The organism is Rhodococcus sp. 1168 (assembly GCF_002091955.1).
In the GTDB taxonomy this organism is placed as follows: Bacteria; Actinomycetota; Actinomycetes; order Mycobacteriales; family Mycobacteriaceae; genus Rhodococcoides.
This window is the reverse complement of the sequence record NZ_MKKY01000068.1, coordinates 82575-96443: the sequence shown is the minus strand read 5'-3', so window position 1 is coordinate 96443 and position 13869 is coordinate 82575. Positions and strand designations below refer to the sequence as shown.

The 13869-nt window shown below is 63.6% G+C and carries 10 protein-coding genes and 2 pseudogenes; 7 read left to right on the top strand and 5 right to left on the bottom strand.

Annotated features, from left to right (window positions below):
* Position 1 precedes the first annotated feature (1 nt).
* The gene (locus BJI47_RS12915) at positions 2-184 is read left to right on the top strand and encodes a hypothetical protein (protein WP_088944089.1); all 183 of its coding nucleotides are present in this window, start codon (positions 2-4) and stop codon (positions 182-184) included.
* Here the strand turns inward: BJI47_RS12915 and BJI47_RS12910 are convergent.
* Positions 168-1430 carry an MFS transporter gene (locus BJI47_RS12910; RefSeq protein ID WP_088944111.1) on the bottom strand — a complete coding sequence of 421 codons (1263 nt, stop codon included), beginning with the start codon at positions 1428-1430 and terminating at the stop codon, positions 168-170. The two genes, BJI47_RS12915 and BJI47_RS12910, sit on opposite strands and share 17 nt — an antisense overlap.
* Positions 1431-1513: 83 nt before the next feature.
* Here BJI47_RS12910 and BJI47_RS12905 point away from each other — a divergent pair, with 83 nt between their 5' ends.
* The 4 genes and pseudogenes from BJI47_RS12905 to BJI47_RS24650 all read left to right on the top strand — a co-directional run bounded on the left by BJI47_RS12905 (position 1514) and on the right by BJI47_RS24650 (position 4685).
* The gene (locus BJI47_RS12905; protein ID WP_254900573.1) at positions 1514-2416 is read left to right on the top strand and encodes a LysR family transcriptional regulator; all 903 of its coding nucleotides are present in this window, start codon (positions 1514-1516) and stop codon (positions 2414-2416) included.
* A 72-nt stretch (positions 2417-2488) separates the two neighbouring features.
* On the top strand, positions 2489-3115 hold the full coding sequence (locus BJI47_RS12900; protein WP_088944088.1) for a histidine phosphatase family protein: 627 nt from the start codon (positions 2489-2491) through the stop codon (positions 3113-3115).
* An 87-nt stretch (positions 3116-3202) separates the two neighbouring features.
* Positions 3203-3601, top strand: a pseudogene (locus tag BJI47_RS24655) (phage infection protein); the annotation flags it as partial.
* Between the two features lie 661 nt (positions 3602-4262).
* Entirely contained in the window at positions 4263-4685 is a 423-nt protein-coding gene (locus BJI47_RS24650; RefSeq protein WP_254900578.1) for a hypothetical protein, read from the top strand.
* Here BJI47_RS24650 and BJI47_RS12890 read toward each other — a convergent pair.
* Positions 4668-4964 (bottom strand): putative quinol monooxygenase, encoded by a 297-nt coding sequence (locus tag BJI47_RS12890; protein WP_088944087.1) that lies wholly within the window; start codon positions 4962-4964, stop codon positions 4668-4670. The genes BJI47_RS24650 and BJI47_RS12890 overlap by 18 nt on opposite strands.
* Before the next feature lie 122 nt (positions 4965-5086).
* Between BJI47_RS12890 and BJI47_RS25000 the strand changes: the two are divergent.
* Both BJI47_RS25000 and BJI47_RS24995 read left to right on the top strand, forming a co-directional pair.
* Positions 5087-5623: pseudogene (locus tag BJI47_RS25000) on the top strand (MFS transporter); the annotation flags it as partial.
* Between the two features lie 91 nt (positions 5624-5714).
* The gene (locus tag BJI47_RS24995; protein ID WP_368655891.1) at positions 5715-6530 is read left to right on the top strand and encodes an MFS transporter; all 816 of its coding nucleotides are present in this window, start codon (positions 5715-5717) and stop codon (positions 6528-6530) included.
* Here BJI47_RS24995 and BJI47_RS12880 read toward each other — a convergent pair.
* The 3 genes from BJI47_RS12880 to gltB all read right to left on the bottom strand — a co-directional run bounded on the left by BJI47_RS12880 (position 6521) and on the right by gltB (position 13657).
* A complete protein-coding gene (locus tag BJI47_RS12880; RefSeq protein ID WP_088944110.1) occupies positions 6521-7432 on the bottom strand; it encodes a cutinase family protein in 912 nt (303 codons plus the stop codon). The two genes, BJI47_RS24995 and BJI47_RS12880, sit on opposite strands and share 10 nt — an antisense overlap.
* A gap of 191 nt (positions 7433-7623) precedes the next feature.
* Positions 7624-9075 carry a glutamate synthase subunit beta gene (locus BJI47_RS12875; RefSeq protein ID WP_088944086.1) on the bottom strand — a complete coding sequence of 484 codons (1452 nt, stop codon included), beginning with the start codon at positions 9073-9075 and terminating at the stop codon, positions 7624-7626.
* The gene (gene gltB, locus BJI47_RS12870; RefSeq protein ID WP_088944085.1) at positions 9068-13657 is read right to left on the bottom strand and encodes a glutamate synthase large subunit; all 4590 of its coding nucleotides are present in this window, start codon (positions 13655-13657) and stop codon (positions 9068-9070) included. Before gltB ends, BJI47_RS12875 begins: the two co-directional genes overlap by 8 nt.
* Positions 13658-13869: the final 212 nt, after the last annotated feature.

The window sequence follows — 13869 nt, the reverse complement described above, 5'->3', positions numbered from 1 at the left end:
CGTGCTGTCCACACCCGTCGCAATCACCATCGGCTCGGTCTGCATCGGATTCGTCCTGTTCGTCTCGGCGGCCGCCGGAGCTCAGCAGAAATGGGATCGTCGCGGCGTCATCGCGTTGTTGATACTGGCGATTTGCTGTCTGAGCGTCGTCCCCTTGGCCGTCGCACTCAGTGCTGCGGTGTGACCTGGGGCGTCGGGGCCGGGAGCGTGGTTTTCAGTCGTGTGCCCTGTAGCAATGCCCATCCACCGGCCGTCACGGTCAGACCGATGACGAACAGCGCCATCGCGGTCCAGCCGTACATCTGAAATACCACTCCGCCGAGCCAACCGAGAACGCTGGATCCGCCGTAGTAGAAGAGGTTGTACAACGACGTCGCTTGCGTGCGTCCGACCACTGCACGCTGACCCGTCCATCCCGACGCGATGGCGTGGGCGGCGAAGAATCCGATGGTCAGCACAACCAGGCCGGCCAGGATGACGATCAGATTGGTGCTGATGGTCAGTGCGACGCCGATGGCCATGGTGGCCGTCGAACCGGCGAGCACGACGCTTCTGCCGTGGCGGACCGCCAGTTGTCCGGCGATGCGCGAGGACACGGTTCCGCTGAGGTACGCCACGAAGATGAGGCTGATGAGGGACTGCGGGAGCCCGAACGGGCCGGCTTCGAGACGGAAGCCGAGGTAGTTGTAGATTGCGACGAATCCGCCCATCAGCAGGAAGCCTTGGCCGTACAGGGTCAGCATGCCGGGCTCGCGGAGGTTGGTCCACAGACGTCTCGGCAGTGAGGGGCCGTCGCGGGAGACGGTGGGAGATCTGCGCGGTGTCGGTGCCAGCCACACGAAGAGGGCAGCCGCGACCGCGGCGAGCACCGACACCGTCAAGGTTCCGATGCGCCAGTTGGTGTACTCCGCAACTGGGCCGGCCACGATCCGGCCCAGCAAGCCACCCAGGGAAGTACCGGAGACGTACGTCGCTGCGGCGAGCGCAGTGTGTTTGCCGTGCACTTCCTCGCTCAGGTAGGCGATGGCAATCGCGGGGAGACCGCCGAGCGCTGCGCCTTCGAAGAAGCGAATCGACAGCAGCATCGGCAGCGAAGAAGACAGCGGAACCATCAATCCCAGAATCGTTGCGGCGATCACCGATATGGTCATCGCGCGGACTCGTCCGATGCGATCGGCGACCACCGACCAGGGCAGGACCGCGGCCGCGACCCCGACTGTGGCCGATCCGACCGCGAGGGAGGACTGCGACGGGGTGATGTCGAGGCCGGCCGCGATGAGCGGAAGAATGCCCTGCACCGAGTAGAGCTGCGCGAAAGTCGCGATACCCGCGAACAACAAAGCCGCAACCAGACGCTTGTATTCGCGCGACCCGCGAGGATGCCCCTCCCAGAGAAGGTCGGCGCCCGCATCGGTCGTCGATGATCTCATTTCTTCTACGCTATCTCTGCCGTGTACATGCGTCCAATGCATGTACACTCGTCGATCCATACGCCAGCGATATCATTGCGTAGGTGCGCGCGGAATCGAAAGAACTACTCCCCCTCATCCCGACGCTCGTCGCCGTCGCGGAAACCGAGCACATCACCGAAGCCGCCCACCTGCTCGGGCTCCCACAACCGACCGTGAGCCGACAGATCGCCCGGGCAACAGCAATCCTCGGGGTCGCTGTCGTCGAGCGTCGCGGACGCGATATCGCGATGACGGCCGCGGGCCGAACCCTGATTCCCTATCTGCAACGGGCCCTGGTCGATCTGGAGGCCGGCCTCGACGCAATGAGCGAGCACGACGCGAAGGCCCGCGGCCGAATTTCCATCGCATTCCAGAACACGCTCGGCGAGGACATCGTGCCGGCACTGATCAAGGCGTTCGGAACCGGTCACCCGGCCGTGACATTCGATCTCGATCAGGGTGCACGCTCGCGCTGCCTCGACCGCCTCGACGACGGCTCCGCCGACCTCGCCTTCGTCTCGCTCAGTACCGAGCACACCGATGCCAATTCCTTCCAGCTCTACGACGAGCGGCTGGTCATGGTCGTACCCACCAGACATCGCCTGGCCGGTCGCCGCGCCGTGCACGTCATCGACACTGCCGAGGAGCGCTATATCGCCATGGGTCACGGATTCGGCATGCGCTCGATCTGTGAAGGCCTGTGGGCCGAGGCAGGCATGTCCCCGCACATCGCGTTCGAAGGACAGGACATCCACACGATCCGCGGACTGGTCGGAGCCGGTTTGGGCATCAGTATTCTTCCCACAATTCGCGGGCCACAAAACGAGACGGTGGAAGTACCCCTGGCCGATCCGACTGCCCGACGACGCATCGGCATGGTCTGGTCCGAGCGCATACCGGCGAGCCACGTGCAGGCCTTCCGCGCGCTGACGATCCGAAACGGCCGCAGTCTCGTGGTCAGGTAGGCGCGGTGGTCAGGTAGGCGCGGTGGTCAGGTAGGCGCGGTGGTCAGGTAGGCAAGGTGGTTAAGTAGACACGTGCAGCTCATACTGGTTCGCCATGCGCTCCCGCAGCGCTCCGAAGACACCGCCGATCCCCCACTTGCCGAACTCGGCCACGAACAGGCCGCCCGCATCCCTGCCGCGCTGGCCCGGTTTTCGATCGCCAAGACGGTCTCGAGCACTCAACTCCGCGCCCAGCAGACCGGCTCGGTGTTGGCCGCCGAGCTGGCATCGACGCTGGAGTCCGACGAGCGTCTCACCGAGTACGACCGAGATTTCGGCGGCTACGTTCCGATCGAACTTGCGCGCACCGAGTTCCGCGACGCATTCGACCGGATCAAGGCCGGACACCTGCCCGAGGAGGTCGACGAGGATACGTTTCGTGCGCGAGTACTCGCCGGCATCGAAGCAGCAGTCTCGGGAGTCGAACACACCGATACGGTTGTGGTGTTCGCCCACGGCGGTGTCATCAACATCGCGCTGCAAGATATCCTGCACACCCCCACGGTTCTCGGATTCCCGATCGACTACTGTTCGGTCACTCGAATCCTCTACTCCCGCAACGGTAGTCGATCGGTCGCGGCGGTCAACGAGACGCAGCACGTGTGGGATCTACTGCCTCGCAACAGAGACCGATTCGCCAACTCCACAGAGAGCTCTTGAAGTGCCTGCTCAGGGCGGTGTTTCAGTCCACACCACCGCTTCGCGGGGTCATAGTGGCGTCAGGGGCCGGTTAGCCTCGAAACCACCATGGGTAAATTTCGAATCCTCCGGCAACCGACCGCCGCTCTCGTCGCTCTCGTCGCTCTAGCCTTTCCGCTGGTAGCAGCAGGAGCGTTCGCACTCGGTGCGGGCTACGACCTGAGCCCCGAAGACTCGGTGCCGGCCACCACGAACACGGCAGCGGGTTCACCCACAGCCTCCACCGGCGACCCCCTGGCCACCTCGAGGAAGAGCCTGCAGCAAGCGGGATTGCCCATCAGCTTCCTGTCCGGGGGCGTCTCCCAGCTGACCGACGGCGGTAAGCAGCTCAACGACGGCGTCATCGTCCTCGCCGACGGAATAACCCAAGCTCACGACGGCACGATTCAGCTCGCCGACGGCTTCGGCCAATACCGTGACGGCATCGGGCAACTCGGCGACGGTGCTTCCCAGATCAGCGGCGGAGTCGATCAACTTGTCGACCAGCTCGCCGGCTTCGGCGCTCAGCAGGGTGAGTTCACGGCGAAGCTCGAAGCCACCGCACAACAAATCGACAGCTTCCCGCACCCCGGATCCGACGCCATTTCCGGCCAGATTCGCTCGGTGATCGACACCCTGAACACTCAGGGATTCGGTCCGTCGACGCTCGATCAGCTGCAGACCCTCAAGGGCGGTGCGCGGCAACTGTCCGGTGAGCTGAACGATCCGTCCGGCCAATTCCTCACTGCCACCGGACAGCTCGGTGACGCTACCGTCCAACTTCGAGACGGACTGGGCCAGCTCGACGCCGGCGGCGGTCAACTTCGAGCCGGAACCGACCAGTTGGTGACGGCCGTCGGCCCGGTCTCCGGAATCGTCAGCGGTATCGCGACCAATGTCCAAGAAGCAACCGCCGGACTCCCGACGGCCAAGGAGCTGGGCGCGGGCTCACCGGCCCGTACTTCGGAGGCCAAGGTGACGCAGGCAGCCGCGTCGAGCACGCCGTATCTGGTTGCAACTCTGGTCGCGGTCGGTGCTGTCGGTGCGGTTAGCCTGGTACGGGTCCTCAGAGGCGATTCTCGCCTCGGCTGGAGGGTCGCCGCGGTCGCCGTCTTCGCCGTCGGGGTGTGTGCAGCACTGGCGTTCGCGTTCACCGCGCCCGACACGGGGATCGGCGCCCTACTGGCAGCGGGTCTGTTCCTCGTCGCTTCCGCGGCCGCCTATTCGGCCGCCCGCCGGCGCAATCCAACGACTGCTCGGCAACGTCGGCGGCCGAGCGGTCGACATCGGCCTAGTGCTCGTCCAGGTCGTGGTGTGCGGAGCTGCCTATGCGAGCAGTGCCTCGATCTGGGGGCACCTGTCGGCGTTCATGCCGATGAGCTACACCGCGGCGGGCGCGAGCGAGATCGGATATGGACAGGTCACCTCGACAGGCTGGCTGGCTATCGGCCTGACCGTCGCTCTCCTCGCTGTCTCCGGGATCGTCTACAGAACTCTCGATACCGAACCCGGCGACAGCGAAGCGAGCGAAGAACTAGCCGACTACGCGTAGCGGGTGAATGGACGGCGCACTGGCGAGGTGCGCGCCGAACTCGCCGAGCGCCTTCTGCAGGTGGGGTGTCTGCATGTGTGCGTCGAGGTCCTCTTGCGATCCCCACACCTCGATGGTGACGAAAGTGCCCGGCTCGGAGACTGACTCGAACAGTTCGTAGGAGACGTTCCCGCTCTCCTTCGCCGACTCTTCGGCCAGCGTTGCCAGACCGGTTCGTATGACATCGACCGACTCCGGCTTGGCGGTGATGGTGGCGACAACCTTCAGCTCACTGGGCATACTGCGTCCTCTCGTATGTGGCCACCTGAGAGGCAACCACCGAATTCGACGGTACCGTCATGTGGGTCATCCGCATCGGCGTTGGCGAACAAAAGAAGTGATTGCGGCGGAAGTAGAGATCCATGACCGGCGACTCCCCGAAGGCAACCCGCAAGGATTGGCTCGGACTGAGTGTTCTCGTGATTCCGATCCTGCTGGTCTCGATGGACATGTCGGTGCTCTACCTGGCGCTTCCCTTCATGACCGCAGACCTCGACCCGAGCAGCAACCAAACACTGTGGATTCTCGACCTGTACGGCTTCCTTCTGGCCGGTCTGCTCATCACGATGGGCTCTGTCGGTGACCGGATCGGCCGTCGCAGACTTCTGATGATCGGTGCAGTCGTATTCGGCGCTGCATCGCTGCTCGCAGCCTTCTCGACGTCACCCGAGATACTTCTTCTCTCGCGAGCACTTCTGGGCATCGGCGGCGCCACCATTGCGCCGAGCACATTATCGTTGATACGCAACATGTTTCATGACCCAGGCCAACGTAAGGAAGCGATCGGACTGTGGACCGCCGGGTTCGCCGGAGGCGGCGCCCTCGGCCCCGTCATCGGTGGGGCATTGCTCGAGCACTTCTGGTGGGGCTCGGTGTTCCTGATCAATATTCCGATCATGGTCGTCCTGCTCATCTCGGCGCCGCTGTTGGTGTCGGAGTTCAAGGATCCCGATCCGGGACGCCACGACTACCGCCGGAATTGTTCTGGGCTTGCTGTTCCTGCGAAGGCAACGGCGAGGGCGAGGGCGCGACTCACTCATCGACATCACCCTGTTCGCCGAACGTGCCTTCAGCGCAGCAGTACTCGTTCAATTCCTGGTGATCTTCGCGCTCACCGGATTCAGTCTATTCGCCTCGCAGTATCTGCAGCTGATCGTGGGACTCGGGCCACTGGAGGCGGGTCTGTGGCTCCTGATCCCCGCAATCGCAGCCGGAGCCGGGGCGGTACTCGCGCCGAGCCTGAGCAAGATCGTCTCGACCGGAGCGATCATCGCCGGCGGACTCGCGTTGATTGCCGTCGGCGCCGCGACGATGGCATTCATCCAACCCGATTCCGGACTGCCGCTTCTGGTAGTGGGCATGTCCCTGCTGGCGCTCGGAGTCGGTGCCTCTTCGACGCTCAACTCCGACATCGTCCTCACAGCTGCAGCACCGGAGAAAGCAGGCGCAGCCTCGGCGCTGTCGGAGACCGGCGCCGAACTCGGCGGCGCCGTCGGTATCGCCATCCTCGGAACTATCGGATCGACTGTCTACCGCCACCGACTCGAGGACGCCCTGCCCCCTGATACGCCGCCGGACATAGCCGGGCCGGCATCCGAGACCGTCGGCGGCGGCATGACCGTTGCCGACTACCTTCCGCCACCGCTGGATTCGGCACTGCGCGAGATTGCAGCAGCCGGGTTCGTCGACGGGCTCACCCTCGCCGCCACGTGGAGCGCACTAGGGATGGGTGCAGCGGCGATAGTGGTCTGTCTCCTGCTGCGGACCCGGCCGACCGGTGTCGAAACCGGACCTTCTCAGGCCTGATCGCGCAAGTAGTTCGCCAACCACGACGTGGCACTCGTTCCACTGCTGTCGACGGCGTAACTTCCGTATTCCTGGTGGATCCCGGAACGATAGAACGCCTCGATTTCACGGCGGCGCTGCTCGTTCGCCTGATCGGTCAGCTGACTTTGCAGTACTGGAAGCCCGCCCGCTGCCGACAGATCGCCGATGAGAATCTGCGCTTCCTGCTGCGCCTTCGCGATCACATCGGGGTTCGGATCGGAGGAGACCGCGAGGAAACCTGCCAGCCGGGAAATGTAGTCGTCCTTGGGCGTCGAGCAATACAGATCACCGATCGCGCAGAAGGTCTTCACCACCGGGCTGACGAAACCGAACCCGCCGACGCGCGGGCCACCGACACCGGTACCGACGACCTCGGGGCCGATCAAGGCATCAGCGTCGGAACGCTTCGGATCGGAGATGAGACCGACCGCGACGACCCGATTCGCCGGCACGACGCCGAGGCCCGTTCCGATCGATGCAGCGAGATCGCCTGCCGCGTCGGCACCTTGGCTGTAGCCGATGATGCCGAACTTCGTTGCACCGCACTGCGCGGCCATCGCTTCGAGCATCCCGCCCGCATTCGCCGTGGCGATCGCGCGAGACTCCCCGTAGACCCCACCCTCCCAAGGAAACGCGGTGGCCGGATACGACACGTAATCGGTGCGCACGGAAGAACTCGCGATGCGGTCGGTGACGGCAGTGAGCATGCCTGGCTTGGGCGCCGCGCCCGAACTCGTCTCCCACGTCCCCGGGATCGCGACCACGTACAGATCCGGGCAACCACTCGGATCGGCCGACGCAGTCGCCGTCGACAGGACCGACGTCCCAGCGGCGACCGCCACGACTGCTCCGATGGTGGCGACGAACTTCTTCACGCGCATGGTTGCGGCCTCACTGCAGTAGCGGACTTTCGACTTCGAGGGTGAGGATGCCACTCCCAGATGTCGAATCGATGCCCAATCGGTAAACGGAGGCTACCTAAAACCAGGACATCTCACCATCGGAAACGAAAACGAGGTTATGGAGCGGAAAAACCTGCTTTCCGTCCATAACCTCGTTCTGGCACAACCGATCAGCGCTGCGGCGCCTGGGTGGGGACGATAGGCGATGGGAGGGCCGTCACACCTTCGAGGAACGTATCGACGGCAGCCGCACACGAACGACCTTCGGCGATGGCCCACACGATGAGCGACTGCCCACGGCCCATGTCACCGGCAACGAACACACCGGGCACGTTGGTGACCCACTCGTTCGAGCGCTTGACGTTGCCACGCTCGTTCAGGTCCACGCCGAGATCGGTCAGCAGCCCCGGCTTCTCGGGACCGACGAAGCCCATCGCAAGAAGCACCAGATCGGCCTCGAGGGTGAACTCGCTGCCCTCGACCTTCTCGAACTTGCCTGCCTTGAACTCGACCTCGTGCGCTTCGAGTCCGGTGACCTTGCCGTCTGCACCGACGAAACGCTCGGTGTTGACCGAAAACACTCGCTCGCCACCTTCTTCGTGAGCCGAAGCGACGCGGAACATCAACGGGTACAACGGCCACGGAGTGGACGTCGCACGCTCCTCCGGCGGGCGAGCCATGATCTCGAACTGGTGGACGCTCTCGGCGCCCTGACGATGCGAGGTACCGAGGCAGTCTGCACCGGTGTCACCACCACCGATGATCACGACCTTCTTGCCCTTCGCGGTGACCGGCGGAGCGTCGTAATCGCCCTGCTGCACATGATTTGCACCGGGAAGGAACTCCATCGCCTGGTAGATGCCCTCGAGTTCACGTCCCTCGATCGGCAGATCGCGCCACGCGGTAGCACCACCGGACAGAACGACGGCGTCGAAGTCTGCGCGCAATTCTTCAGCAGAGATGTCCACTCCGACATCGACACCTGTGCGGAACACCGTGCCCTCGGCCTCCATCTGTGCCAGACGGCGGTCGATGTGGCGCTTCTCCATCTTGAACTCGGGGATGCCGTAGCGCAGCAGTCCACCGATGCGGTCTGCCCGCTCGAACACGGTGACGGTATGTCCGGCACGCGTGAGCTGTTGGGCGGCGGCCAATCCCGCAGGTCCCGAACCGACGACGGCGATGCTCTTGCCCGTCAGGAACGTCGGGTAGACGGGAGTGACCCAGCCCTCTTCGAAGGCCTTGTCGATGATCTCGACCTCGACCTGCTTGATCGTCACGGGATCCTGGTTGATTCCCAATACACACGACGCCTCGCACGGGGCAGGGCACAGTCGTCCAGTGAACTCCGGGAAGTTGTTCGTGGCGTGCAGGCGGTCGATACTCTCGCGCCAGCGATCCTTGAACACCAGGTCGTTCCACTCGGGAATCAGGTTCCCCAGGGGGCAGCCGTTGTGGCAGAACGGAACACCACAGTCCATGCAGCGGCTCGCCTGCGTCTGCAAAGCTTCCTTGGGGAAGTCCTCGTAGACCTCTTTCCAGTCCATCAGCCGCAGGTCGACGGGTCGACGCTTCGGCAGTTCACGAACCGTGTGCTTCAAAAATCCTTGTGGGTCACCCACGAGCTGCCTCCATGATCGCTTCGTCCACGTCCGCGCCGTTCTTCTCGGCTTCGGAGATGGCCAGCAGTACCTTCTTGTAATCGCGCGGCATGACCTTCACGAAATGGTTCACCTGTTGTGACCAATCGTTGAGGATTCGCTCTGCAACTTCGGATCCCGTTTCCTCGTGATGACGGGTGACGATGTCTTTCAACCAGACGAACTCTTCGCCTTCGATGTCCTCGATATCGACGAGCTCGGTGTTCAGATTCGCCTCGAACGTCTTGGCCGGGTCGAAGATGAATGCGACGCCGCCGGACATGCCGGCACCGAAGTTTCGACCAGTCTCGCCGAGGACGACGACCTTGCCACCGGTCATGTACTCGCAACCGTGGTCACCGACACCTTCGACGACGGCCACCGCACCGGAGTTACGTACTGCGAAACGCTCACCGACGACGCCTCGGATGAGGGCTTCACCGCTGGTCGCGCCGAACAGGAAGACGTTGCCGCCGATGATGTTCTCCTCGGCGACGAAACCCTTGGGTGCATCGAGCGAGGGCCGCATGACGATGCGTCCACCGGAAAGACCCTTGCCGACGAAGTCGTTGGCGTCGCCGTGGAGGCGAAGTGTCATTCCAGCCGGCACGAAAGCGCCGAAGCTGTTACCCGCCGAGCCGGTGAAGGTGATGTCGATGGTGTTCTCGGGCAGGCCGACGCCGCCGTACACCTTGGTCACCTCATGGCCCAGCATGGTGCCGACCGTGCGGTTGACGTTGGTGATCTTCGAGGAGAACGACACCTTCTCGCCCTTGTCCAGAGCATTACGACTCTGCACGATGAGCTGCTGGTCGAGTGCCTTGTCGAGGCCATGATCCTGGGTACCGGTGTTGTAGAGGTCCTGGTTCATGAACGCCGACTCGACCTCGTCGAGAATCGGCGACAGATCGAGCTTGGATGCCTTCCACGCGTCCTTGGCTGCGGTGGTGTCCAGTAGTGCAACCTGGCCGACGGCCTCGTCGAGCGTGCGGAATCCGAGCTCGGCCATCAGCTCGCGAACTTCCTCGGCGATGAACATGAAGAAGTTCTCCACGAACTCCGGCTGGCCCGCAAAACGCTTGCGCAACAGCGGGTTCTGCGTGGCAACACCGACAGGACACGTATCGAGATGGCACACGCGCATCATGATGCATCCCGTCACGACGAGAGGCGCGGTTGCAAAACCGAACTCTTCGCCACCGAGCAGAGCCGCAACCATCACATCGCGCCCGGTCTTGAGCTGTCCGTCGACCTGGACGACGATGCGATCACGAAGACCGTTGAGCAGCAACGTTTGCTGAGTCTCGGCCAAACCGAGTTCCCACGGCCCGCCTGCGTGCTTGACAGATGTCAGCGGCGTTGCACCGGTACCGCCATCGTGACCCGAGATGAGGACCACATCGGCGTGCGCCTTGGAGACACCCGCTGCGACCGTGCCGACGCCGAGTTCAGAGACGAGCTTGACGTGAATGCGCGCCTGCGGGTTGGCGTTCTTCAGATCATGGATCAGCTGCGCCAGATCCTCGATCGAATAGATATCGTGGTGCGGCGGAGGCGAAATCAAGCCGACACCCGGCGTCGAGTGCCGAACCTCGGCAACCCACGGATACACCTTGTGCGCCGGAAGCTGGCCACCCTCACCAGGTTTCGCGCCCTGAGCCATCTTGATCTGAATATCGGTGCAGTTGGTCAAGTAGTGCGAGGTGACACCGAAGCGTCCCGACGCGACCTGCTTGATCGCACTGCGTCGCCAGTCGCCGTTCTCGTCGGGCTCGAAACGCGAGACGTCTTCTCCGCCTTCACCCGAATTGGAGCGGGCGCCGAGGCGGTTCATTGCGATCGCCAGTGTTTCGTGCGCCTCGGCGGAGATGGAGCCGTAGCTCATCGCGCCCGTCGAGAAGCGCTTGACGATCTCCGAGGCCGGTTCGACCTCGTCGATCGAAATGGACTGCCGATCTTCGGTTTTGAAGCGGAAGAGTCCGCGCAGTGATGCCAGGCGCTCCGACTGGTCGTCGACCATCTTCGTGTATTCCTTGAAGACGTCGTACTGGCCGGTGCGAGTAGAGTGCTGCAGCTTGAACACGGTGTCCGGGTTGAAGAGGTGGTACTCCCCTTCGCGACGCCACTGATACTCGCCGCCCGTCTCGAGCTCACGGTGCGCGCGCTCGTGCCGGTTGGTGAGATAGGCGATGCCGTGACGCGTCTGCACATCAGCGGCGATCTGGTCGAGATCGATACCACCGAGCTGACTGTTGAGTCCGGTGAAGTACTCGTCCACCAGGGTCTGCGCGAGGCCGATCACCTGGAACAGTTGCGCACCGGTGTACGACGCCAACGTCGAGATGCCCATCTTGGACATCACCTTCAGGACACCTTTGCCTGCCGCCTTGATGTAGTTGGCGACGGCCTTGTCGAGCTCGATATCGGCGAGGGCACCGCGTTCGATCATGTCCTCGATGGACTCGAACGCCATGTACGGATTGACCGCTGCCGCGCCGAAACCGATGAGAAGCGCCATGTGGTGCACCTCGCGGGCGTCACCGGACTCGATGATCAGGCCGACCTTGGTGCGGGTCTTCTCGCGGACCAAGTGCTGATGAACCGCCGAAGTCAGCAGCAGCGACGGGATCGGCGCGAGCTTCTCGCTGGATTCACGATCGGAGAGCACGACGATGCGCGCTCCACCGGAAATCGCGGCAGACACCTGTGCCCGAATCGCCTCGAGCGACTGTCGAAGCCCCTCGCCGCCCTCGGCCACCGGATACAGACCACGCACGACCACCGAACGCAGGCCTTCCTGCGTGCCGTCGTCGTTGATGTGGATCAGCTTGGACAGGTCATCGTTGTGCAGGATCGGCGTCGGGAGCACGATCTGCTTGCACGCGTCGGCGCCCGGGGCGAGCAGGTCGCCCTCCGGTCCGATGGTGCCGCCGAGGCTCGTGACGATCTCTTCGCGGATCGCGTCGAGCGGCGGGTTGGTGACCTGCGCGAACAGCTGCGAGAAGTAGTCGAACAGCATCCGCGGGCGGGCAGAGAGAACCGCAATCGGAGTATCGGTACCCATCGAGCCGATGGCCTCGGCTCCGCTCTTCGCCATCGGCGAGAGCAGAACACTCAGCTCTTCGGTGGTGTACCCGAAAATCTGCTGACGGATCAGAACGCGATCGTGCGGCATGTGCACATGCGGGCGGTCGGGTAGATCGTCGATCTCGGTGAGACCGTCGTCGAGCCACTGCTGGTACGGGTGCTCAGCAGCGAGCTCGTCCTTGATCTCGTCGTCGGAGACGATGCGACCCTGAGCGGTGTCCACGAGGAACATCCGTCCGGGCTGAAGACGAACCTTGCTGACGACCTTCGCCGGATCGATGTCGAGCACGCCCACCTCGGACGCCATGATGACGAGGCCGTCGTCGGTGACCCACAGCCGGCTCGGGCGCAGACCGTTGCGGTCCAGCACTGCTCCGATGAGGGTGCCGTCGGTGAAGCACACCGAGGCCGGCCCGTCCCAGGGCTCCATCAGCGAAGAGTGGTACTGATAGAACGCACGACGGGCGGGGTCCATGCTCTCGTGACGCTCCCAGGCCTCGGGGATCATCATGAGCACGGCATGCGGAAGACTGCGGCCGCCGAGGTGCAACAGTTCGAGTACTTCGTCGAAACGAGCTGTGTCACTTGCACCGTGGGTGACGACGGGGAAGATCTTCTTCAGCGCGTCGGGACCACCGAAGACGTCGGAGGTGATGAGAGCCTCGCGGGCGCGCATCCAGTTCTCGTTGCCGGTCGCGGTGTTGATCTCGCCGTTGTGCGCGACGCGACGGAACGGGTGCGCCAGCGGCCAGGACGGGAACGTGTTGGTCGAGAATCGTGAGTGCACGAGCCCGAGTGCGCTTTCGACACGATCATCCTGCAGATCGATGTAGAAGCCCTTGAGCTGAGGGGTCGTCAACATGCCCTTGTAGACGAACGTCTGCGAGGACAGGGACGGGAAGTACACGGTCTCGCGGCCGGGGCCGCCTTTGCCGGGTCCTTGTTCGCCGAGCTCGTGCTCGACGCGCTTGCGGATGACGAATGCGCGGCGCTCGAGATCCATATCCGTAACGGAGGAATCGGAAGAGCCGAAGAACAACTGACGGAACGTAGGCATCGCATCTCGTGCGAGCGCCCCTAGAGAGGAGTCGTCGGTGGGAACATCACGCCAGCCCAGGACGGTCAGGCCCTCGTTCGCGACGATCTTCTCGACGTCCTCGCACGCGCGAGCAGCATCGGCTTTGCCTTGCGGCAGAAAAGCGATTCCGGTGGCGTACGCACCCGCGGCGGGCAGTTCGAAATCGACGACGGCTCGCAAGAACGCGTCTGGTACCTGGATGAGGATTCCAGCACCGTCACCGGTGTTGGGTTCGGAGCCGGCGGCGCCCCGATGCTCGAGATTGACCAGCGCAGTGATGGCTTTTTCGACGATGTCACGGCTACGGCGACCGTGTATGTCCACCACGAACGCCACTCCACAGGAGTCATGCTCGTTACGGGGATCGTAGAGGCCTTGCGGGCCCGGAGTGTGCTTCATACCTAGCCTTCGGATAAGTCCAGCTTTCAAGTACGCCAGAGCGGCTCGGCACAGATCGCCGGCCGTCGCGGACGGCTGTTGGGTGCCGTTCGCCGTTGAAGCAGCACCCCCGAGCGTCGGGCCTTGCCTACCGTCGAGCAGATCAGCTCGGGGGCACACGCAAGCCTCGTTCGGGTGGATCGGCCGTTTGTACGCCGGTCCTATGACAAACG

What these genes read in the sequence shown, in the direction of transcription:
- BJI47_RS12890 (WP_088944087.1), bottom strand. Translation starts at nt 4,964, where the DNA reads ATGCCCAGTGAGCTGAAGGTTGTCGCCACCATCACCGCCAAGCCGGAG.
- gltB (WP_088944085.1), bottom strand. Translation starts at nt 13,657, where the DNA reads ATGAAGCACACTCCGGGCCCGCAAGGCCTCTACGATCCCCGTAACGAG.
- BJI47_RS12910 (WP_088944111.1), bottom strand. Translation starts at nt 1,430, where the DNA reads ATGAGATCATCGACGACCGATGCGGGCGCCGACCTTCTCTGGGAGGGG.
- BJI47_RS12880 (WP_088944110.1), bottom strand. Translation starts at nt 7,432, where the DNA reads ATGCGCGTGAAGAAGTTCGTCGCCACCATCGGAGCAGTCGTGGCGGTC.